The organism is Kitasatospora sp. NPDC048296 (genome assembly GCF_043201815.1).
Lineage (GTDB): Bacteria > Actinomycetota > Actinomycetes > Streptomycetales > Streptomycetaceae > Kitasatospora.
This window is the reverse complement of the sequence record NZ_JBICZB010000007.1, coordinates 83,257-104,988: the sequence shown is the minus strand read 5'-3', so window position 1 is coordinate 104,988 and position 21,732 is coordinate 83,257. Positions and strand designations below refer to the sequence as shown.

Below are 21,732 nucleotides of genomic sequence, written 5' to 3'. Positions count from 1 at the left end.
CGGGGACTGTTGATCATGCGGTGGGCGACTGTTGAGCAACAGGGGGACGGTGCATGCTGCTGATCGCGGTGCTGCTGGTCGTGGTGGCACTGGCCGGTGTGGCCGCCGTCGTACTCGCGCGCCGGCGAACGACCCTGGACGCCACCGGCGTTGCCAAGGCCCTCGCCGCCGCCGCCGAACAACTCGCCGCCGGCAAGGCCCCGCAGGCCCGCCGTCGCTACGCCCGGCTGGCCCGCCAACTCGCCAGCGGGCCCCGGGAGCTGAGCCCGCAGCGCGGCCTCGCCCTGCTCGGCCAGGCCGAGGCCACCATCCCCACCGGCGACCAGCAGGCCACCCTCGCCCTGCACCGCGAGGCCTTCCCGCTGCTCGCCGACCCGGCCCGGCAACTGCCCCGGTGGAGCCTGCGCCGCCTCGCCGAGGAACGCATGCAGGCCCCCGACGGCGACCTCGGGCCGCTGCTCGCCTTCCTCCAGGCCACCGCCGCCGGCGCCGACCCCGGCGAGGAGGCCGAGGCCGCCGCCCGTACCCAGCACTGGCTGCAGCGGCTGTGCCACGAGGGCACCGCCGACCAGCGCGACCACGCCACCGCCCGCGCCCTCGCCGCCCTGCCCGGCCGGGACTGGCCGGTGCTCGCCCGGGCCGCCCTGCTGCGGGCCACCGGCCGGGCCGCCGAGACCGAACCCCTGCTCGCCGCTGCCGCCCCCGGCGGCAGCGGCGAACTCTGGTTCCGCTGGGGCGCCCAACTGTTCACCCTGCACCGCGACGAACCCGCCGTCACCGCCTTCGACGAGGCACTGCGCCGCGGCCCCGGCGAGCCCTCCCCCTGGGGGCGCGGCCCGGCGCTGCGCACCGACAGCCTGCTCTTCCGCGGCCTGGCCCGCCAGCGGCTCGGCGCCACCGACGCCGCCTGGGCCGACCTCGCGGCCGCCGCCGGGGAGAGCCCGAGCGACCCGCGCCCGCGCTACGCCCTCGGCCGGCTCGCCCTGCTGCTCGGCGCCGACGACCAGGCCCGGGAGCAGTTCACCGCGGCCCTGACCGTCCAACCCTCCTTCGCCCCCGCCCGGTTCGGCCTCGCCCTGGTCCACGAGCGGGCCGAGCACCCGGCCGAGGCCGCCGCCGACTACCGGGCCGGCCTCGGCCAGGCCCCCGACTGGCGCGCCGCCCGGGTCCGGCTCGGCGCCGCCCTGATAGCCGCCGGCCAGGCCGCCGACGCCGAGCCGATCCTGCGCGCCGAGGCCGACACCGAACCGGACTCCCGTTGGAGCCGGATCGCCGCCTTCCACCACGGCCTCGCCCTCGCCCGCACCGACGACCAGGCCGGCGCCCTCGCCCGCTGGGAGCGGCTGGACGACCCCGAGCTGAGTGAGCGTCGGGCCCTGGCCCGCGACCGGCTCGCCCGCACCCGGCTGGCCGCCGACCCGGTCGCCGCCCGCGAACTGTGGCAGCAGGCCGCCGCCGAGCACCCCGCCGCCCCCGGCTACCGGGCCGCGCTGCGCGAAGCCGCCCTGCGCGAGGCCGCCCACCTGCTGGTCACCGGCCGCGACCACCCCGAAGCCCGCCAACGCGCCGCCGCGGCGCTCGCCCTGGCCGACGCCCTGCCCGGCGCCCTCACCCACCGGCAGTCCCGGCTGCGCGCCGCCCTCGCCCTGGCCGAGGGCGCCCCCGAGCAGGTCACCGCCCTGCTCGACGCCACCGCCGGGCCGCGCGACCGCTACCACCTGGCCGCCGTGGCCCTGCTGGCGGGCCGACCGGTCCAGACCATCGCCCTCCTCGGACCGCTCGACCCCGACCCGGCCGGGGATCCGGCGCTCGCCCGGCTGCGCGCCCTGCTCGCCGAACGGGCCGGCAACTGGGCCACCGCACTGGACTGGTACCGCCACTTCCTGACCGCCCCCATGGCGGCACCGGCGCACCCCACCGGCGACTGCGCGGTCTGCGCCCACCCCGCCACCGGCACCTGCGGCGGCTGCGGCCGCGAGAGCTGCGCCGCACACCTGCACGCGCCCGCCGGGGCCGCCTCCCCGCGCTGCGTCCGCTGCACCGGCCCGGCCCTGCGCGCCGTCCTGGACTGCGCCCGCCGGGCCGGCACCCCGGAGCAGGCCGAACCCGTCCTCGCCGCCTGGGCCGAGGCGCTCGGCGACAGCGCCGCCGCCGCGCCGCTGCGGCTCGACCTCGCCCTGCTGCGCGCCGAACTCGGCCGCCTGGACGAGGCGTTGGCCGACCTGCCGGAGGACGCCGGCGCCGCCCGGGCCGCCGTCCTGGTCCGCCGGGCCGGTGCCGCCCTCACCGCCGAACAGCCCGGACGGGCCGCCGGCGACCTGCGCCAGGTCCTCACCCTCGCTCCCGACCACCCGCAGGCGGTCGGCGCGCTGGTCCTGCTCGCCGAGCACGAGGCCCACCAGCACGCCGTCGAGGGCCGCCACCGCGAGGCCTACCAGGCCTACCGCGCGCTCCTGCGCAAGGACCCGGCCCACCCCCGGGTGCTGCACGCCCTCGGCCTCGCCGGCTACCGGCTGGCCGTGACCGCCGACGACCAGGACGTCTGGGCCTGGACCCTCGGCTGCCTGGTCGCCGCCCTGCACCAGCCCGGCCTGTGGAACGAGGCCGCCCGGATCACCGGCCGCACCCCCGAACCGGAGCGGATGGCGACCGCCCGTACCGCGCTCACCGACCGCCTCCACGAGGACCTGCGCGCCCTCGACCGGGCCGCCGGGCGCAGCGGCGACGAGGTCACCGCCTGGACCCTGCGCCTGGGCATGGAGGCCCACGCCGCCGACGCCTTCGCCCAGCAGGACGTCCGGATCACGCTGCCCGGCCGCCCCGCCCGCCGCCTCGCCGTCGGCCCCACCCTCGACCGGCTGCTGCGCGCCGAGCCCGAACTCGCCGCCTGGGCCGCCGCCTTCGAGCAGGCCGTAGGGGCCTGGCGGCGCCCGGCGGGCCCCGACGCACCCGCGCTCACCCGGGCCCTCGCCCTGTTCGGCGAGCTCGGCCCGCAGCGCTACCTGAGCCTCCAGGGCCGCCAGGCCGCCGCCGTCGCCGCCCTGGACGCGGTCGCCGAGCACGAGCGCGGCGAGGGCTGGCAGGCGCTGCTCGGCGAGTCCCTGGTCAGCCAGGCCCGCGAGCACCACCGCAACCAGGACTGGCGCGAGGCCCTGGACTGCCTCACCCGCGCCCGGACCGTCCCGGGCGCCGTGCTGCCCGCCGACGCGGCCGGGATCGCCGCCGAGTCCGGCGTCCGGGCCGCCCGCGCCCTGCTCAAGGGCAGCGACGACGACCAGGCCGGAGCCGCCGCGCTGCTGGAGAAGGCCTTCGCGCTGGCCCCGGACGACCAGGAGGTGCGCGCCGACCTCGGCGCCACCTACGCCCAGTGGGCCCGCAAGATCAACAACGAGGACAAGGACTACCCGCGCGCCCTCGCGCTGCTGCAGAAGAGTCTCGACCTCGTCCCCGGGGACCTGACCGCCATACGCTTCCTGCAGGCCGCCCTCGGCAACCGGGCCGGCCAGCTCAGCCACCCCGATGCCACCGACGCGGAGCTGGAGGAGGCCGCCGAGATGTGGCGGCGGCTGATCGACCTCGGCGACGACCCGGACCACCGGCTCGGCCTCGCGTTCGTGCTGCGCCAGCTCGCCCGCTCCGCCGCCTTCGCCGACCACCGCACCCGCGCCGTCGCGCACATGGCCGAGGCCCTGCGTGTCGACCCGGAGTGGGACGGCGACGTCGCGCGCGAGGCGCCGCGCCGGGTCGCGGTGCTGCTGGCCAACCACGTCATCGACAACCTGCAGGACAGCCCGTTCGCCGCCCAGGCCGCCCTGTTGCAGAAGGCCAAGTCCTACGACGACTCGGTCGACATCCGGCGCCTGATGGTCAGCGTCTGGCGCGGTGAGGCGATCGGCCACTACGAGGCCCGCCGCTACGGGGAGGCGATCCGGCTGCTGAAGGAGGCACTCGACCTGTCCGGCTCGCCGGAGGACACCGCGAAGCTGAACAGCGAACTCGGCATCGTCCTCAGCTCCTTCGCCGTCGCCGAGGCCAACGCCCACCGCTACTGGGAGGCCCGCCAGCTGATCGCCACGGCCATCGAGTGCAACCCGGGGGACCGGGAGCTGCGTGCCCTGCAGACGCGGATCAACCGGCTCCGGTGACCGGCAACCGCACGGGAGCCGCCGTCGTCGTAGACCGTGCGCGCTGTGAATGACCGTCAGTTACCTTGCGGGAGTCGTGAGTTCCGACCCGTTCGACCCGTTTGGCCCGTCCGAGCCGTGAGGAGAGGGACCGCCCGCCATGCCACTGCACGAACCTTCGCCGTACGAGGTCCTGGGCATCCCGCTCACGGCCGGGGTGCGCGAGATCAACCTCTCGGTCGGGAAGGCGCTGAAGGCGGGCCGGTTCACCCGCCAGCAGATCCAGGACGCCGCCGCGCTGCTGCGCAACCCGGACCGCCGGCTGGAGGCGGACCTCCAGCAGCCGCTCCCGCCGGAGCCGGTCGACCAGGCCGCCGACCTCCTCGCGCCCGCGCTCGCCGAACCGCTGCTGGTGATCGAGCGCCCGCCGCTGCCGCCCGCCCCGGCCCTTCTCTCCCTGCACCGCGCCGAGTTGGCCGCCGACTTCGCCGATCCCGCACCCGCCGGGGCCGACCCCGAACCGCCCGTCCCGGCCCGATACGCGGCCGACCTGTCCGTGCTGCCGCAGATAGAGGTCCCCGAATGACCGACGCACCGACCGCATCCCCGCTCGACGGCCACCGGCGGCTGGAGGTCCCGCCGGGCGTCGAGTCCGTCGACCTGGACGCCAAGTTCAGCCAACTGCTGTTCCGCGCATCGCTGTTGGGCAGCAAGCTGACGGAGCAGAAGCAGGCCGCCCGGGCCGAGCAGCGTGAACTGCTGGGCGTCCTGGTCGAGGTGGACGACGCGCTCGCCGCCCTCGGCCTGGACCGCGAGCTGGTGGCGCTCGGGCGCGGCGCGGGCATCGAGGCCACCCGCCGACGGCTGCTCGGCCGGCTCGCCAAGGCCGGGGTGCGGCCGATGCGGCTGGAGGGGCTGGCGGCGGACCCTGCGCTGACCGAGATCGTCGGCATCGAGGTACGGCCGGGGGTGGCGCCGGAGACGGTGGTGCAGACGGTGGTGACCGGGTTCTTCTGGGACCAGGAGGTGTTGCGGCGGGCCCAAGTGGTGGTCGCCGCACCGGAGTCGGCGCTGCCGCCGGTCGAGGATCCCCGGATCGCGGAGCTCAGGCCCGAGCGGCCCGAGATCGTCGAGCCGTCGGCAGTGGCGGCGGACGCCGTTGAGTCGTCGGCCCTCGGATCGGATTCCGTCGAACCGGAGCCCGTCGAGCCGGTGACCGTCGAACCGGAGCCCGTAGAGCCCGTCGAAGCCCGGGCCAGGCCGGTCCCACCCCGGGTCCGTCGGCAGGCCAGGGCCGCGGGCAAGCCGGGCAAGCGCGGCAAGCGCAAGAAGTAGCCAGGACCACGAGGGGCAAGAGGGGAACGACATGTACCGCACACTCGGCATCGACCTGGGTACCACCAACTCCGTGGTGGCCCACCTGCGCCGGGGCGAGCCGGAGATCATCTTCAACCGGCAGAACCAGGAGGCCACGCCCTCCGTGGTCGGCAGCGGCCGCAAGGGCGAGCTGCTGGTGGGCTCCACCGCGCGCAGCCGGACCGCCATCGACGGCGCCAACGTGATCCGCTCGGTCAAGCGCTTCATGGGCCGCAAGTTCAAGGACCCGCAGGTGCAGGCGGCCCTCAAGGAGGTCGACTACAAGGTCACCGCGGGCACCGACGGCGACGTCAACGTCTGGTTCAACGGCCGCTCCTACACCCCGATCGAGATCTCCGCGATCATCCTGCACCGGCTCAAGGAGGACGCCGAGCAGCGCCTCGGCGAGCCCTTCCACCGGGCCGTGATCACCGTCCCCGCCTACTTCGGCGAGCGGCAGGTCGCGGCGACCCAGGAGGCGGGCCGGATGGCCGGCCTGCACGTGCTGCGGATCATCAACGAGCCGACCGCGGCCGCGCTCGCGTACGGGCTCGCCGGCGAGGCCGGCGAGGAGGGTCGGACCGTCCTGGTCTACGACCTGGGCGGCGGCACCTTCGACATCTCCATCCTGCTGCTGGTGCCCGGCTCGGTCTCGGTGCTCGGCATCGAGGGCGACAACCTGCTCGGCGGCGACGACTTCGACCGCGCGATCACCACCGCGCTGCTGGAGGACATCCGCGAGGAGTACGGCTCCGACTACCAGCCCGACCTGCGCGACCGCCCGAAGATCGCCTCCACCGCCGAGACCGTCAAGATCGAGCTGTCCAACCAGCAGTCCTCCGAGGTCATCCTGCCGGGCCTGGGCGCCGGACAGCTGGTGCTGGAGACGGAGTTCGAGCGGGCCCGCTTCGAGGAGCTGATCGAGGCCCAGATCGAGCGGACCATCGAGCTGACCCACAAGGCCATCATGCAGGCCAACCTGACTGTCGGGGACATCGACGAGGTGGTGCTGGTCGGCGGCTCGACCTCGATCCCGCTGGTCGCCCGGCGGCTCGGCGAGGTGTTCGGCAACCACCGGATCAAGCGCGGCGTCAACCCGATGCAGTGCGTGGCGCTCGGCGCGGCCGTGCAGTCCGCCCTGGTCGGCGAGGTGGAGTGCCCCGAGTGCCGGGCCCCCGGAGACCTGTCGGCCTCCAACTGCGCCAACTGCGCGACCTCCCTGCTCGGCGGCGACCGGGTCTCCTGCCCGACCTGCCACATCCCGGTCGGCGCCGACGCCGCCGACTGCCCCAAGTGCGGCCAGGACATGGCCGGTTCGGCCACCTCCGGCGCGACCGTCCCGAGGCAGTCGCAGGCCACCACCGTGCTGCGCGGCGACAACTGCCCGCGCTGCGGCACCCCGGCCGCCCCCGGCGTGACCGCCTGCGAGCTGTGCGGCGAACCGCTCAACTCGGCCGCCCCCGGCCAGACCAAGGTGGCCTCCACCGCCGCCGAGGACGTCGGCCTGCGCTGCGCCTCCTGCGCCAAGGTCAACCCGCCCGGCACCGAAGTCTGCGCGGAATGCGGCGAGTTGATGCAGGTCACCAACCCGTTCGACATCACCCCGAAGAACCTCGGCATCGAGCTCAACGACGGCCGCCTCGCCGTCATCATCCCCAAGAACACCAGCTACCCGACCAGTTCGCCGGTCAGCCGGGAGTTCGTGGTCTCCGGCAGCGGCCGTCAGCGCCTGGAGATCGCCGTCTACGAGGGCGAGCACGAGGTCGCCCAGCAGAACGAGCTGATCGGCCACCTCACCCTGCGGCTGCCCGAGGGCCTCGGCGGCCGTACCCCGGTGGAGGTCTCCTTCGGCCTGGACCGGGACCGCACCATCACCCTGTCGGTGCGGATCCAGGGCGGCGCCGAGAAGACCGTCAAGCTGGAGCGGGTCACCCTCGACCCCGAGCTGAAGGTGCAGGTCGAGGAGCAGCAGCGGCAGATCGAGACCTTCACCGACCGCTGGGGCGGCGAGCTGACCGAGGCCGAGATGCGCGAGGCGCAGCGGCTGATGGACGCCCTGGACGACCTGGCGGCCGGGCAGACCCGCGGTCAGTCGGTGGACGAGGCCCTGGAGCGGGCCCAGCGCCAGCTGAAGGCCCAGCGCTGGGTGCGCGGCTCGGAGGCGTACCTGAGCCTGTTCATCCACTACTGCGAGAAGCACCTGGACCCGAGCGACCTGGACCGGCTGCGCTCGGTGGCCGCCGAGCTGCGGCTGCGCCGCGAGGCCGCCGACTGGGAGGGCGCGATGCGCGCGGCCCAGAAGGCGGACGAGCTGTGCGACTCGCTCGGGCACACCTTCCGGATGCTCACCATGTGCAACGTCTACGTCAACCAGAACATGGTCTCGCCGGCCCTGGGTCAGCGGATCATGGCGGAGCTGCGCGGGCTGGACGACGCGGTCGAGGCGCCCAACATGGAGGCCGTCAACACCCACATGTCGAACCTGCTGGCGCTGTACGCGCAGGCGCAGCGGGAGCTCGGCAGCGAGCCGGCCGCCGAGTCGCTCGGCCCGGTGCGCCCGGAGGAGGCCGGTCCGCGATGACCACCGTGAGCCTCCTCGACGTGCAGTGCCCGCTGTGCCGGGTGCCGGCGGACCCGCAGACGCTCGGCTGCCCGTCCTGCCGGGAGGACCTGAGCGTGCTGTTCCGGCTGCGTTACGCCGGTCGGATCGATTACAACCGGGCACTGGACGCCCTGGCGGCCGGGGACGGGGCGCTCGCGCTCGGTCTGCTGCACCGCGCGGTGGCGGCCGAACCCGGGCTGGAAGCGGCCCGGGAGCTGCTGCGATCACTGAGCGTGGCCGGTGTCGCCGGGCCCGGACCGGGCGTGCGGGAGGGCGACACGCCCTCCGACTGACCAATCCGGACGCTCCCGGCCTGCGGTGAAGTTCGATCGGTGTGAGTGTGATGGTCACACGGCTGTTTCGCCACCCTCACAAGGAGTGACGCAATGCGTATTCGCACCACCCTCGCCGCCACCGCGCTCGCCGCGGTGGCGGTCCTCGCGGGCGCCGGCACCGCCGCGGCCGGCGACGCGACCGCCAACGGCATCGCCACCAACTCGCCCGGCCTGCTCTCCGGCAACCAGATCCTGATCCCGATCAACACCGAGATCGCCTTCTGCGGCAACACGTTCAACCTGCCCGGGTTCCTCAACCCGGTGACGGGCAACGTCACCTGCATCAACGGGTGACAGTGGCGCCGGGGCCGTCCGTCGAACCCGACGGGCGGCCCCGGCGCCGTGTCCGCACCCCCGTTCGGGGGTGGCGCCGCGGGCCCGGGAACGGCGACCATGGTCCCCGTCCCGCACCTCCGCACCCAGGAGCCAGCCCGTGCCGACCACGCCCGCCCCGCGCAGCTACGCCTGCGGCACCTCGGACGTTCCGCTGCTCGGCGACACCATCGGGGAGAACCTCGACCGCGCGGTGCGCGCCTTCCCCGAGCGCGACGCCCTGGTCGACCGGCCCACCGCCCGCCGCTGGACGTACGCCCAACTCGCCGCCGACGTGGACGCGCTGGCACTCGGCCTGCTGGAGCTCGGGATCGCCAAGGGCGACCGGGTCGGCATCTGGGCCCCCAACTGCGCCGAGTGGACCCTCACCCAGTACGCCACCGCCAAGCTCGGCGCGATCCTGGTCACGGTCAACCCTGCCTACCGGGCGCACGAGTTGGAGTACGTGCTGAACCAGGCCGGGATCCGGGTGCTGGTCGCCGCCGAGCGCTTCAAGTCCTCGGACTATGCCGCGATGATCGAGGAAGTCCGGCCGCACTGCCGCGAGTTGGAGCGGGTGGTGCTGCTCGGCAGCCCCGCCTGGGACGCCATCCTGTCGGCCGGCCGCGGGGCCGATCCCGCCCTACGCGCTCTCTTCGCCGAGCGCCTGGGCGAGTTGGCGCCCGACGACCCGATCAACATCCAGTACACCTCCGGCACCACCGGCTTCCCCAAGGGCGCGACCCTCTCGCACCACAACATCCTCAACAACGGCTACTTCGTCGGGGAACTGCTCAACTACACCGAGCAGGACCGGATCTGCATCCCGGTGCCCTTCTACCACTGCTTCGGCATGGTGATGGGCAACCTCGCCGCCACCTCGCACGGCGCCTGCATGGTCATCCCGGCCCCCTCCTTCGAACCCGGCGCCACCCTGGCCGCCGTCGCCGCCGAGCGCTGCACCTCGCTGTACGGCGTGCCGACCATGTTCATCGCCGAACTCGCCGACCCGGACTTCGCCCGCTACGACCTCGGCAGCCTGCGCACCGGCATCATGGCCGGCTCGCCCTGCCCGACCGAGGTGATGAAGGAGGTCATCGAGCGGATGGGCATGGCCGAGGTCTCCATCTGCTACGGCATGACGGAAACCTCGCCGGTCTCCACCCAGACCCGCGCCGACGACTCGGTCGAGCGCCGGGTCTCCACCGTCGGCAGGGTCGGCCCGCACCTGGAGGTCAAGGTGGTCGACCCGGCCACCGGCCGTACCGTCCCGCGCGGCGAACCCGGCGAGCTGTGCACCCGCGGCTACTCCGTCATGCTCGGCTACTGGAACGAGCCCGAGCGCACCGCCGAGGCCGTCGACGCGGCCCGCTGGATGCACACCGGGGACCTCGCGGTGATGGACCAGGACGGCTACCTGGCGATCACCGGGCGGATCAAGGACATGGTGATCCGTGGCGGGGAGAACCTCTACCCGCGCGAGATCGAGGAGTTCCTCTACACCCACCCGGACATCCTCGACGTCCAGGTGATCGGTGTCCCCGACACCAAGTACGGCGAGGAACTGATGGCCTGGATCCGGATGCGCGAGGGCGCCGATCAGCTCACCGCCGAGGCCGTGCGCGAGTACTGCGCCGGGCGGCTGGCCCACTTCAAGATCCCGCGCTACGTCCACGTGGTCGAGGAATTCCCGATGACCGTGACCGGCAAGATCCGCAAGGTCGAGATGCGCGAGCTGGCCGTCCGCATCCTCGGCCTCTAGGGCCTTGCCGTACCTTCGGCCGCCCGGGAGGCGGGCCCGGGTACCCGGCGGGAGAGTGGGATCATGCCCCTCGACGTCACCGTGGAACGCGTGATCCCCCTCCCGCCGGAACAGCCCGCCCTGGCCACCGACACTCCCTCCCGATCGGCGTGGCCACCCGCGCACCGGTCCGTATCTGGTCCTCCGACGTCTTCCCGGCTGACTTGGCGACGCTTCGCCTGCGTGCCGTCCCGACGGCACGCAGGTCCGGCGGACATGATCGGAACGACGTGCATCGTCCGATGACGAGCGAGAGCAGGAGGTTCCTGGTGGCCGCCGCCGGATTGTCCTTCGATGTGGTGAGCATCGAGAAGCCCGATGACGCGAATGTGATCATCGGCCAGTCGCACTTCATCAAGACCGTGGAGGACGTGCACGAGGCGATGGCCGGGGCGGGCCCGCACCTGCGCTTCGGAATCGCCTTCTGCGAGGCGTCCGGCGCCTGCCTGGTCCGCCGGTCCGGCAACGACGAGGAGTTGGTGCCGTTGGCCGTACGCAACGCGCAGGCGATCGGGGCCGGCCACTCCTTCGTGATCCTGCTGCGTGGCGGCTACCCGGTCAACGTCCTCAACGCCGTCAAGCTCGTGCCCGAGCTGTGCGGCATCTTCTGCGCGACCGCCAACCCGGTCGATGTCCTGCTGGCCGTCACCGATCGGGGCCGCGGCGTGATCGGCGTGATCGACGGCGTACCACCGGTCGGGGTCGAGACCGACGAGGATGCCGCGGACCGCCACAGCCTGCTGCGCCAGATCGGCTACAAGCTCTGAACTCGGCGTCCTGTCTCCTGCCCGGTCGCATGCCTTCGGCACCTGTACCCGGGCCCACGAACGCGCCACGCCCCGCCGAACGTGTGGGACGTTCGGCGGGGCGATCGGTGGGGGTGTTCGCTCAGTCGGCCTTCGGCTACTCGGTGATCTGGATGAGCCGCACCGGGCAGAGCGAGGCGGTCTGCCTGACCAGCGCGTGCAGCTCCGCGGGCGGCTCCTCCTGGAGCAGCGTCACGATGCCGTCCTCGTCCTGGTCGAAGACGTCGGGGGCGCGCATGACACACTGGCCGGCCGACACACACCGGTCGGGGTCGACGCTGACACGCATAGTGGTTGTACCTCGCTCTGTGGGGTGAACCTCGGTGGAGTGAACCTCTGTGGGCCGGACGGTCACCAGGTGACGGGGAGCTCGTGGACGCCGTAGACCAGGGCCTCGTCCTTGAACTTGAGCTCGGACATCGGGGCGGCCAGCTTGAGGCCGGGGATGCGCCGGAACAGGGTGCCGTAGACGACCTCGAGCTCGATCCGGGCGAGGTTCTGGCCGATGCACTGGTGGATGCCGTAGCCGAAGGCGAGGTGGCTGCGGGCCTCGCGGCGGATGTCGAGGGTGTCGGCGTCGGGGAAGACGCTCTCGTCGTGGTTGGCGGAGTTGTTGAGCGGCAGGATGCCCTCGCCCGCCTTGATGACGGTGCCGTCGATCTCGATGTCCTCCAGTGCGACCCGGGCGGTGCCGGAGTCGGAGATGCTGAAGAAGCGCAGCAGCTCCTCCACCGCGCCGGGCAGCAGCTCGGGGTCGGCCTTGATGGCGTCGAGCTGCTCGGGGTGCTCCAGCAGGCCGAGCACGCCGAGCGAGATCATGTTGGCGGTGGTCTCGTGCCCGCCGACCAGCATCAGCCGGGCCATCGTGACGATGTCGGTGTGGTCGGCGATCGGCTCTTCGCGGTTCTTCTCGATGAACCGGCTGATCAGGTCGTCACCGGGTTCGGTCTCCTTGGCGGTGATCAGCTTGTCCAGGTACATGTCCAGGCCGACGACCGCGGCGCCGTACTCCTCCGGGCTGATGTCGTGGTTCATCATCAGCGCCGACCACTCCTCGAACTGCGGGTGGTCCTCGTACGGGACGCCGAGCAGCTCGCAGATCACCAGCGAGGGCACCGCCAGCGAGAGTGCGGCCACCAGGTCGACCGGTCCGCCGGCCGTGAGCATCGCGTCGATCCGGGCGTCCACGATCTCCTGGATCCGGGGGCGCAGCGCGCGCATCCGGCGGGCGGTGAACTCGGGGATCAGGTAGCGGCGCTGGGCGGTGTGCTCCGGCGGGTCCATGGAGAGCAGCATGAGGCGGACCTCGCGCAGCATCTCCTCGGGGATGTGGAACTGGTGCGGGTAGCCGGGCAGTTTGAGGTTGGAGCTCACGCGGGAGTCGCCGAGCACCGTCTTGACGTGCTCGTGCGTGGTGACCAGCCAGGCCGGCTTGCCGGTGACCTTGAGTACCGCCTGGGAGATCGGCTCGCTCTCACGGAGCTCGGCGTACTGCGCCGGCGGCCTGAACGGACAGGTGCGGGTCATCGGGAAGTTCGGCAGTTCGGTGGCCAGGTGGTCCTGGGTCATGGTGCCCTCTCGGAGTCGGGTTCGACTGGTCGGATCGATCCGCCTGGGTCACCAGGTGACGGGCAGCTCGTACATCCCGTAGACGATGGCGTCGTCCTTGAACTTGAGCTCGGACATCGGGACGGTGAGCTTCAGGCCGGGGATGCGCCGGAACAGGGTCTCGTAGACGATCTCGAGCTCGATCCGGGCGAGGTTCTGGCCGATGCACTGGTGAATGCCGTAGCCGAAGGCGAGGTGACTGCGGGCCTCGCGGCGGATGTCGAGGGTGTCGGCGTCGGGGAAGACGCTCTCGTCGTGGTTGGCGGAGTTGTTGAGCGGCAGGATGCCCTCGCCCGCCTTGATGACGACTCCGTCGATCTCGATGTCCTCCAGCGCGACCCGGGCGGTGCCGGCGTCGGAGATGCTGAAGAACCGCAGCAACTCCTCGACGGCCTTGGGCAGCAGGGTGGAGTCGGCCTGGACGGCGGCGAGCTGGTCGGGGTGCTCCAGTAGGGCCAGGGTGCCCAGCGCGATCATGTTGGCAGTGGTCTCGTGGCCGGTGACCAGCATCAGCCGGGCCATGCTCACGATGTCGGCGTGCTCGACGGAGGGCTCGGCGCGGTTGGCCGCGATCAGTCGGCTGATCATGTCGTCGCCCGGAGTGGTCTCCTTGATGGTGACCAACTGATCGACGTACTGGTCGAGTTCGTAGTGCGCCAGGCCGCGCTCCGCGTCGCTGATGTCCTGGTTCATGATCTGGCCGGCCCAGTGCTCGAAGCGCGGGTGGTCCTCGTAGGGGACGCCGAGCAGCTCGCAGATCACCAGCGAGGGCACCGGCAGCGCGAGCGCGGCCACCAGGTCCAGCGGGCCGCCCTTGGCCAGCATCGCGTCGATCTGGGCATCCACGATCTGCTGGATCCGGGGGCGCAGCGCGCGAATCCGGCGGAGGCTGAACTCGGGCGCCAGCAGCCGGCGCTGGACGGTGTGTTCGGGCTGGTCCATGGAGAGGAAGGTGAGCGGGACGGCCTGCAGCATCTCCTCGGGCACCGGCACCTGCAGCGGGTAGCCGGGCAGCTTGAGGTTGGCGCTCACCCGGGAGTCGCCGAGGATCTTCTTCATGCTCTCGTAGGTGCTGACCAGCCAGGTGGGCTTGCCGTTGACCTTGAGGACCGCCCGAGAGATCGGCTCGCTCTCACGGAGCTCGGCGTACTGTGCCGGCGGGCTGAAGGGGCAGGAACGCGGCATCGGGAAGGCCGGCGGCTGGGCGGCCGGACGGTCCTGGTCAGCAGTCTGGGTCATGGTGCCCTCTCGAACTCACTCGAACGAACTCATTCGAACTCGCATACGTCGGAACTCGCGTGCGTCGTATGCGCGAGCACGCTGATCCGGGCACGCTGATCCCGGCGCGAGGAAGCCCCCCGCGCGAGGAGGACCCGGGCGCGTGGAGCGGCCATCCGTACGGCGCATTCGACCGTTGTTCGCACGTTAGGCGGCCCGATCACCGCGCCACACCCCTGCCGACCCCTACCGTGTGGCCTGTGCCGCTACCCGGGCCGATCCGGCTCGCGCCCCTGCTGGGCTAGGGGCCGCTAGGGGTCCAGCCGGGCCGTCGCAGCGCGTTAGCGTCGGGGCCGGATCACGTTCCCGTGCACCCCGAACACGTCTGTCGACTGAGGTGGTTACCGTGCCCCTGGAGCCCAGCGCTAAGGGAACCGTCCCGTTCGGGAAGTACCGAACCTGGTACCGGGTCACCGGCGATCTCCGAGCGGGAAAACCGGCCGTGGTGGTTGTGCACGGCGGTCCCGGCAGCACCCACGACTACCTGCTGCAGCTGACCGAACTCGCCGAGCAGGGCTGGCCGGTGGTGCACTACGACCAGCTCGGCAACGGCGGCTCGACCCATCTGCCCAACAAGGGCGCCGACTTCTGGAAGGTCGACCTCTTCGCCGCCGAACTGGCCAACCTGCTGGGCGAACTGGGCATCGCCGACAACTACGTGCTGTTCGGCCAGTCCTGGGGCGGCCTGCTCGCCGCGAAGCACGCGATGACCCGGCCGGCCGGACTGCGCGGCTTGGTGGTGGCCAACTCGCCCGCCTCCTACCCGCTGTGGCTCAGCGAGATGGCCGTGCTGCGCGCGCAGCTGCCGCCGGACGTGCAGGAGACCCTGCTGCGGCACGAGGCGGCCGAGACCTTCGAGTCGCCCGAGTACCTGGCCGCCATGCGGGTCTTCTACGACCGTCACGTGTGCCGGATCCTGCCCTGGCCAAGGGACTTCCTCTCCTCCTTCATGGAGATCTACAACAACCCGACCGTGTACTACACGATGAACGGGCCCAACGAGTTCCACGTGATCGGCACCCTCAAGGACTGGTCGATCATCGACGAACTGGACGCGATCCGGACGCCGACGCTGCTGATCAGCGGCAGGTACGACGAGGCCACCCCGGTGACGATGCAGCCCTACTTCGACCGCATCCCCAACGTGCGTTGGGAGATCTTCGAGAACTCCAGCCACTGCCCGCACCTGGAGGAGTCGAATCGCTTCACCGAGGTGATGGTGGGCTTCCTGAAGGAGCTGGCGCAGCCGGTGGGGGAGAGCCGGTCATGACGAAGCGAACAGCGATGATCTTCCCCGGCATGGGCCCGGTCGCCTTCAACGACGTCGGCCGGTTCATGGTGGCCAACCGATTCGCCAGGGAACTGGTCACGGTCGCCGACGAGGTCCTCGGCTACTCCCTGGTGGACGCCCTCCGCGAGGCCGAGGGCGACTACTCCGAGGCGGCCCAGGTGGCCTTCCTGGTCAACTGCCTGGCCAGCGCCGACTGGGCGCAGGATGCCCTCGGCGTCGAAGCGGAGGCCGTCCTCGGCCCCAGCTTCGGCGAGAAGGCGGCGGTCGCCTTCGCCCGGTCGCTCTCGATGCCCGAGGCCGTGCGGATGACCGCCGAACTCGCGCGCTGCATGGACGAGTACTTCAGCCAGGAGCACACCGACATCGTGGTGCTCTCCTTCGTCCGTACTCCCGAGGAGAAACTGGGCGAGATCCTCGCCGAGCTGGACGAGCAGGGCGAGTGGCACGACATCTCCTGCTACGTCGACGAGGGCTTCTACATGCTCTCGCTGCGCGAGTCCCGGGTGGAGTGGATGCAGCAGCGGCTGCGCGCGATCGGTGGGATGCCGCTCTACACCATGCGTCCGCCGCTGCACTCGGGCGCCTTCGCCGGGCTGCGGGACAAGGCCGAGCGCGAGGTGCTGTCCACCCTGCACTTCACCGACCCGAAGCTGCCGGTGGTGGCCGACCAGGACGGCGCGCTGCTCACCACGGCCGAGCAGGTGCGCACGATGCTGCTGGACAGCATCGTGCGTCCGCTGCGCTGGCCGGACGCGGTGGCCGGGCTCAAGCGGCTCGGCGTCGAGCAGGTCTGTGTCGCGGGCCCTGACAGCCTGTTCGGCCGAGTCCCGTGCACCACGGGAAACTTCGAGGTCGTGCCGGCCAACCCCCGGCTGGCGATGACCCCCAGGCGCCGGTCCTCCGTCGGCTGAGCGCCGAGGCGCGGGTCCGCCCCCTCCTGGAGCGCACCTGCCAGAACGCGCCGACACCGGTCAGCGCCGCCCGAGCACACCGGCTGGCCGCTTCGGCGCCGCCCGAGCACACCGGCGCCGCTTCGGCGCCGTCCGAGCACACTCGACGACGAACAACGACAGTGATGGAGTCACCATGTGGGACCAGAAGTTCGAAGAGACCCTGCGCCGCTTCCTGCCCTTCCTGCCCCCGGGCGAGCAGCTGGAGAACGACACCCCGCTGCGTGAGCTGGGCCTGGACTCGCTCGGCACCGTGGAGCTGCTGGGCAACCTGGAGGCGGCCTACGACGTCCGCTTCCTGGACGACGCGCTGACCCCGGAGACCTTCGAGACCCCCGGCGTGCTCTGGAAGACCGTGGCGGGCATGCTGACCGGCGCCGAGGCCTGACGGGGCGGAGAGGGACACGAAAGGGCCACCACGATGGATGACACCGTGGACCTCGCGCTGTCCGGGCGTTTCCTGCGCGGACTCGCCAAGTCGGCGGACCGCCCCGCAGTGCTGGCAGGCGGGACCAGCCTGACCTACCAGGAGCTGCACGAGCGCGCGCTGCTGCTGGCCGGTTCGCTGCTGGCCCACCTGCCGTCGCGGCCGGCGGCGATCGGCGTGCTGGCGGGCAAGGGTCCCTCGGCGTACGCGTCGATCCTGGCCGGTCTGTACACCGGGATCACCATGGTCCCGCTGCAGCCGGCCTTCCCCGCCGCCCGCACCCGGCAGATGATCGAGGCGAGCGGAGTCGGTGCGCTCATCGCCGACGACGACTCGCTGCCGGTCCTGGTCGGGCTGCGGGAGGAGGGCGTCGACCTACCGGTGCTCTTCGCCCCCGGCGGTCAGCCGCAGCCGGCCGTACCGCCGGCGGCGGGCAGCGCGCTGTCCGCGCCGATGCCGGTGCGCGGCGAGGACACCGCGTACGTCCTGTTCACCTCGGGCTCGACCGGCCGGCCCAAGGGCGTTCCGGTCACCCACGCCAACACCCGTCACTACTTCGGCCTGCTCGACGAGCGGTACGACTTCGGTCCCGAGGACGTCTTCTCGCAGAACTTCGACCTCAACTTCGACTGCGCGATGTTCGACCTGTTCTGCGCCTGGGGAGCCGGTGGCACGCTGGTCGTTCCGCCGCCGCAGGCCTACCGGGACATGCCGCGGTTCATCGCCGACAACGGCCTGACCGTCTGGTTCTCCACCCCCAGCGCGATCGCGCTGGTGCGGCGGATGGGGGGCCTCGGGCCCGCCAGCATGCCCTCGCTGCGCTGGAGCTTCTTCGCCGGAGAGGCGCTGAGCTGCCAGGATGCGGGCAACTGGCTGGCGGCGGCGCCGGATTCGACACTGGAGAACCTCTACGGGCCGACCGAGCTGACCATCACCGTCGCCGCCCACCGCTGGGCGGGCGAGGACGCGCTCAACGGCATGGTGCCGATCGGTTCGGTGCACGGCGGACACCAGGTCCTGCTGCTCGACCCCAGCGGCGAGGACTCTGCCGTTGAGGGTGAACTGTGCATTGCAGGACCACAGTTGACCGCCGGATACCTCGATCCCGGTGACGACGTGGGGCGGTTCTTCGACCGCAACGGTCGGCGCTTCTACCGCACCGGGGACCGGGTCCGCCGGGCGGACGGTGGTGAGCTGCTCTACCTGGGCCGGGACGACGCGCAGGTGCAGGTGCTCGGGGTGCGGGTGGAGTTGGCCGAGGTGGACGCCGCGGTGCGCAGCTGCCCCGGCGTGCAGGACGCGGTCACCGTGGCGATGGCGGCCCAGGGCTCGGTGGAACTGGTGGTCTTCTACACCGGCGAGGTCGTGCCGCCGGCTCAACTCGCCCGTGACCTGCGCAAGGTGCTACCGGTGGCGATCGTCCCCAAGCGCTATCAGCACCTGGCCGAGTTCCCGCTGAACTCGAACCGAAAGATCGACCGCAAGCAGCTCGCACTCCAGGCCGCGACGACATCCGATTGAGGCTCACGATGGAGAGGACGGACACACGCCGTGAGTGGTGACGCGATACCGCAGGCCGAGCCCGCCGTGCTGGTGCACGGGGTGCTCGACGAGGCGACGGCAGACTCCGCGCCCGGTGCCGTCGCGGTCAGCGACCGGGACGGGCGATGGACCTACCAGGAGCTCGGCGAGTACAGCCACGCGGTCGACGCGTGGCTGGAGTCGCGCGACGTGCGCCCCGGTGACCGGGTGCTGGTCCAACTGCCGAGCAACCGGGCGCTGGTGGCGCTGTTCTACGGCACGGCCCGGCGCGGTGCGGTGCTGGTGCCGCTGAACCCGGGCATGAAGGAGTACCACCTGCGTTCGGTGCTCGCCAACGCCGAACCCCGGCTGGTGATCGTCGCCGACACCGCGGTGGACCGGATCTCCGGGCTCTCGCCGGTCGAGGTGCTGGGCTTCGGCGAGGTCTGGCCCGAGGTGACGGCTCTGCACGGTGCCGGCGTGCGGGCCTCGGTCCAGGAGGTCGACGCCGACGAGGTCGCCGTCCTGGTCTACACCTCCGGTAGCACCGCCGCGCCCAAGGGCGTGATCTGCCCGCACCGCCAGATGGTCTTCGCCTCCAGGGCGATCAACCAGGAACTCGGCTATCGCCCCGACGACGTGGTGTTCTGCCGGTTCCCGATCTCCTGGGACTACGGGCTCTACAAGATCCTGATCGCCGCGCTCGGCCGCTCGGAACTGGTGCTGGCCGACACCGACTCGGACCTGGTGCTGCTCAAGCGGATCCGTGAGAGCGGCGCGACCGTGGTGCCGATCGTGCCCTCGCTGGCGGCGATGATCTGCTCCCTCGCCGAGCGCGACCCGGGCGGCGGGTTCAAGGTGCGGCTGTTCACCAACACCGGTGCCGCGCTGCCGAAGACCACGGTGGACGCGCTGCGCACGGCCTTCCCCGGCGCCGAGGTGGTCCGCCAGTTCGGCCAGACCGAGTGCAAGCGCATCTCGGTGCTGCCGCCCGAGTTCGAGGACGTCAAGCCCACCTCGGTGGGCCGTCCGCTGCCGGGCACCAGGGTGTTGATCCTCGACGAGGACGGCAATGAGGTGCCCACCGGCGCGGTCGGCGAGATCGTGGTCGAGGGCCCGCACGTGATGCCCGGCTACTGGCGGGCGCCCGAGCTCACCGCCAAGACCTTCCGCACCGACCCGGTCAGTGGGCAACGGCGCCTGCACACCGGTGACTTCGGCAGTGTGGACGAGGACGGGTTCCTCTACTACGAGGGCCGCCGGGACGACATGTTCAAGCGCAAGGGCGTGCGGATGAGCACGATCGAGATCGAGGCGGCCGCGATGGACATCCCCGGTGTCCAGGCCGCCGCGGCGCTGCCGCCGACCGAGGACCGTGACCTCGCGGTCTGCGTGGTGGGCGACCTGGCGCCGCACACGGTGCTGCGGGAGCTGTCGCTGCGCCTGGAACCGGCCAAGGTGCCGGGCCTGTGCCGGATGGTCGAGGAACTGCCGCTCACGCTGCACGGCAAGCACGATCGCAGGAAGCTCGCTCTACTCTTCGAAGGGGCCACCCCGTGACCGGCTACGCCGAGCTTGCCAAGCGCTTCGGTACTCCGTCGTACGTCTACGACCTGGACCGCGTCGCGGCCGCCCGACGCGACCTGTTCGCCGCGCTGCCCGAGGAGGTCGAGCTCTTCTACGCGGCGAAGGCGAACCCGCACCCCGAGCTGCTGCGCGAGATGCGTGCCGGCGAGGGCCGGCGCTGCCGGGCGGAGATCAGCTCCACCGGTGAGCTCGCCGCGGTGCTGAGTGCGGGCTTCCAGGGCAGCGAGATCCTCTACACCGGCCCCGGCAAGACCGAGGGGGAGCTGACCGAGGCGCTGAGTGCCGGGGTACGGCTCTTCTCGGTCGAGTCGCTGGGTGATCTGCGCAACATCGGCGCGGTCGCCACCCGGCTCGGCGTGGTCGCCACCTGCCTGCTGCGGGTCAACAGCGCCAGTGCCAGCGCCACGTCCAGCATCCGGATGACCGGGGTGCCCTCCCAGTTCGGCTTCGACAGCGAGACACTGCCCGAGCTGCGCGAGCAGCTCCTCGACGTGCCGGGTACGGACGTGGCGGGCGCGCACTTCTTCCCGCTCAGCAACGCCAAGGACGAGGCGAGCCTGATCGGGGAGTTCCAGCACACCATCGCGGTGGCCGCCCGGGTGCAGGACGAGCTCGGTACGCGCTTTCGCTTCGTCGACATCGGCGGCGGCTTCTCGGTGCCGTACGCGGTCCGCGGCGAGCGGCCGGTGTACGGCAACCTGCGTGAGGCGATGGCGATCTCGCTGGACGAGTGGTTCCCCGGCTGGCGCAGCGGCGAGGTGAGGATCGCGGTCGAGTCCGGGCGCTACCTGGTCGGCGACAGCGGCACCCTGATGGTCGGCGTGGTCAACCTCAAGGAGAGCCGCGGAAGGCGCTTCGTGATCCTGGACGGCGGGATCAACACCTTCGGCGGCATGTCCGGGCTGGGCCGGATCATGCCGGTCTCGGTGCGCCTGGACGACGAGGGGATCCCGCTCGAGCAGATCGCCAGCCTGGTCGGTCCGCTCTGCACTCCGGGCGATGTGCTCGGTCGCGACATCGAGCTGCCCGCGTTGGCGCCCGGGGACGTGGTGAGCATCCCCAACGCCGGCGCCTACGGCCCGACGGCCAGCCTGCTGATGTTCCTCGGGCGCCCGGCACCGACCGAGATCCTGGTCCGCGGCGAGGAGTTGGTCTCGGTGTCGCGGATCGAGCACATCCGCGTTTACGAACTCGGCCAGGACCTGTGATGTCGCTGCCCGCAGAGCAGAGAAAGGCCGTCGCCGCCGCGCGGGACCAGCCTGTCGCCGCCGCGCAGGACCTCCCCGCCGTGGTCAAGCGGGACGCGACGGTGATCGTCGCGGGCGGCACCTCCGACTCGCACACCTGGAACCTGGTCTTCCTGCAGCTGCTGTTGGAGGAGATGGGGTTCGACGTGGTGAACCTGGGCCCCTGCGTGCCCACCGACCTGCTGGTGAGCGAGAGCCTGGCCCGCCGTCCGGCGCTGCTGGTGGTCAGCAGCGTCAACGGGCACGGCTTCCAGGACGGCATCCGGATGATCAGCAAGGTGCGCGAGCGCGACGAGCTGAGCGCCGTCCCGGCGGTGATCGGCGGCAAGTTGGGCATCGCGGGCGCCCAGAGCGCCGAGCAGCTGGCCGAGTTGATCGCGGCCGGCTACGACGCGGTCTTCGACGACGGGGCGGAGGGGATCGCCTCCTTCCGGCGGCTGCTCGACTCGCTCCCGCAGCGGGTGTTGACGTGATCGGGGGCGAGGTC

Annotated in this window: 18 protein-coding genes; 15 read left to right on the top strand and 3 right to left on the bottom strand. The window is 72.0% G+C overall.

The window, feature by feature from the left end; genetic code table 11:
- The first annotated feature begins 53 nt into the window (after nt 1-53).
- From ACGF12_RS07480 to ACGF12_RS07445, 8 genes are all read left to right on the top strand, one after another.
- A complete protein-coding gene (locus tag ACGF12_RS07480) occupies nt 54-4,145 on the top strand; it encodes a hypothetical protein (RefSeq protein ID WP_393026867.1) in 4,092 nt (1,363 codons plus the stop codon).
- Between the two features lie 139 nt (nt 4,146-4,284).
- Nucleotides 4,285-4,710: a hypothetical protein gene (locus tag ACGF12_RS07475; RefSeq protein WP_393026865.1), complete on the top strand. Its 426-nt coding sequence runs from the start codon at nt 4,285-4,287 to the stop codon at nt 4,708-4,710.
- The gene (locus ACGF12_RS07470; RefSeq protein WP_393026863.1) at nt 4,707-5,459 is read left to right on the top strand and encodes a nucleotide exchange factor GrpE; all 753 of its coding nucleotides are present in this window, start codon (nt 4,707-4,709) and stop codon (nt 5,457-5,459) included. Before ACGF12_RS07475 ends, ACGF12_RS07470 begins: the two co-directional genes overlap by 4 nt.
- Nucleotides 5,460-5,490: 31 nt before the next feature.
- Nucleotides 5,491-8,061 carry an Hsp70 family protein gene (locus ACGF12_RS07465; RefSeq protein ID WP_393026861.1) on the top strand — a complete coding sequence of 857 codons (2,571 nt, stop codon included), beginning with the start codon at nt 5,491-5,493 and terminating at the stop codon, nt 8,059-8,061.
- Entirely contained in the window at nt 8,058-8,375 is a 318-nt protein-coding gene (locus ACGF12_RS07460; protein WP_393026859.1) for a hypothetical protein, read from the top strand. The genes ACGF12_RS07465 and ACGF12_RS07460 overlap by 4 nt, the downstream gene beginning before the upstream one ends.
- 93 nt (nt 8,376-8,468) lie before the next feature.
- Nucleotides 8,469-8,711: a chaplin gene (locus ACGF12_RS07455; RefSeq protein WP_393026857.1), complete on the top strand. Its 243-nt coding sequence runs from the start codon at nt 8,469-8,471 to the stop codon at nt 8,709-8,711.
- A 139-nt stretch (nt 8,712-8,850) separates the two neighbouring features.
- Nucleotides 8,851-10,491, top strand: coding sequence for an AMP-binding protein (locus ACGF12_RS07450; RefSeq protein WP_393026855.1), 1,641 nt, complete (start codon nt 8,851-8,853; stop codon nt 10,489-10,491).
- A gap of 281 nt (nt 10,492-10,772) precedes the next feature.
- A complete protein-coding gene (locus ACGF12_RS07445; RefSeq protein WP_393026853.1) occupies nt 10,773-11,297 on the top strand; it encodes an adenosine-specific kinase in 525 nt (174 codons plus the stop codon).
- Between the two features lie 136 nt (nt 11,298-11,433).
- On the opposite strand, the gene ACGF12_RS07440 is transcribed toward ACGF12_RS07445, so the two are convergent.
- From ACGF12_RS07440 to ACGF12_RS07430, 3 genes are all read right to left on the bottom strand, one after another.
- On the bottom strand, nt 11,434-11,625 hold the full coding sequence (locus ACGF12_RS07440; protein ID WP_393026851.1) for a ferredoxin: 192 nt from the start codon (nt 11,623-11,625) through the stop codon (nt 11,434-11,436).
- A 62-nt stretch (nt 11,626-11,687) separates the two neighbouring features.
- On the bottom strand, nt 11,688-12,905 hold the full coding sequence (locus ACGF12_RS07435) for a cytochrome P450 (protein ID WP_393026849.1): 1,218 nt from the start codon (nt 12,903-12,905) through the stop codon (nt 11,688-11,690).
- Between the two features lie 48 nt (nt 12,906-12,953).
- Complete coding sequence (locus ACGF12_RS07430) at nt 12,954-14,183, bottom strand: cytochrome P450 (RefSeq protein ID WP_393026847.1); 1,230 nt, start codon at nt 14,181-14,183, stop codon at nt 12,954-12,956.
- Nucleotides 14,184-14,568: 385 nt separating this feature from the next.
- On the opposite strand from ACGF12_RS07430, the gene ACGF12_RS07425 reads away from it, so the two are divergent.
- The 7 genes from ACGF12_RS07425 (at nt 14,569) to ACGF12_RS07395 (ending at nt 21,718) form a co-directional block, all read left to right on the top strand.
- On the top strand, nt 14,569-15,492 hold the full coding sequence (locus ACGF12_RS07425) for a proline iminopeptidase-family hydrolase (RefSeq protein WP_393026845.1): 924 nt from the start codon (nt 14,569-14,571) through the stop codon (nt 15,490-15,492).
- A complete protein-coding gene (locus tag ACGF12_RS07420; protein ID WP_393026843.1) occupies nt 15,489-16,424 on the top strand; it encodes an ACP S-malonyltransferase in 936 nt (311 codons plus the stop codon). The genes ACGF12_RS07425 and ACGF12_RS07420 overlap by 4 nt, the downstream gene beginning before the upstream one ends.
- Before the next feature lie 175 nt (nt 16,425-16,599).
- On the top strand, nt 16,600-16,851 hold the full coding sequence (locus tag ACGF12_RS07415) for a phosphopantetheine-binding protein (protein ID WP_393026841.1): 252 nt from the start codon (nt 16,600-16,602) through the stop codon (nt 16,849-16,851).
- Nucleotides 16,852-16,884: 33 nt separating this feature from the next.
- Nucleotides 16,885-18,411 (top strand): AMP-binding protein, encoded by a 1,527-nt coding sequence (locus ACGF12_RS07410; RefSeq protein ID WP_393026839.1) that lies wholly within the window; start codon nt 16,885-16,887, stop codon nt 18,409-18,411.
- 30 nt (nt 18,412-18,441) lie between these two features.
- The gene (locus ACGF12_RS07405; protein WP_393026837.1) at nt 18,442-19,971 is read left to right on the top strand and encodes an AMP-binding protein; all 1,530 of its coding nucleotides are present in this window, start codon (nt 18,442-18,444) and stop codon (nt 19,969-19,971) included.
- Entirely contained in the window at nt 19,968-21,206 is a 1,239-nt protein-coding gene (locus ACGF12_RS07400) for a type III PLP-dependent enzyme (protein ID WP_393026835.1), read from the top strand. The genes ACGF12_RS07405 and ACGF12_RS07400 overlap by 4 nt, the downstream gene beginning before the upstream one ends.
- On the top strand, nt 21,206-21,718 hold the full coding sequence (locus ACGF12_RS07395; RefSeq protein ID WP_393026833.1) for a cobalamin B12-binding domain-containing protein: 513 nt from the start codon (nt 21,206-21,208) through the stop codon (nt 21,716-21,718). Before ACGF12_RS07400 ends, ACGF12_RS07395 begins: the two co-directional genes overlap by 1 nt.
- Nucleotides 21,719-21,732 lie beyond the last annotated feature (14 nt).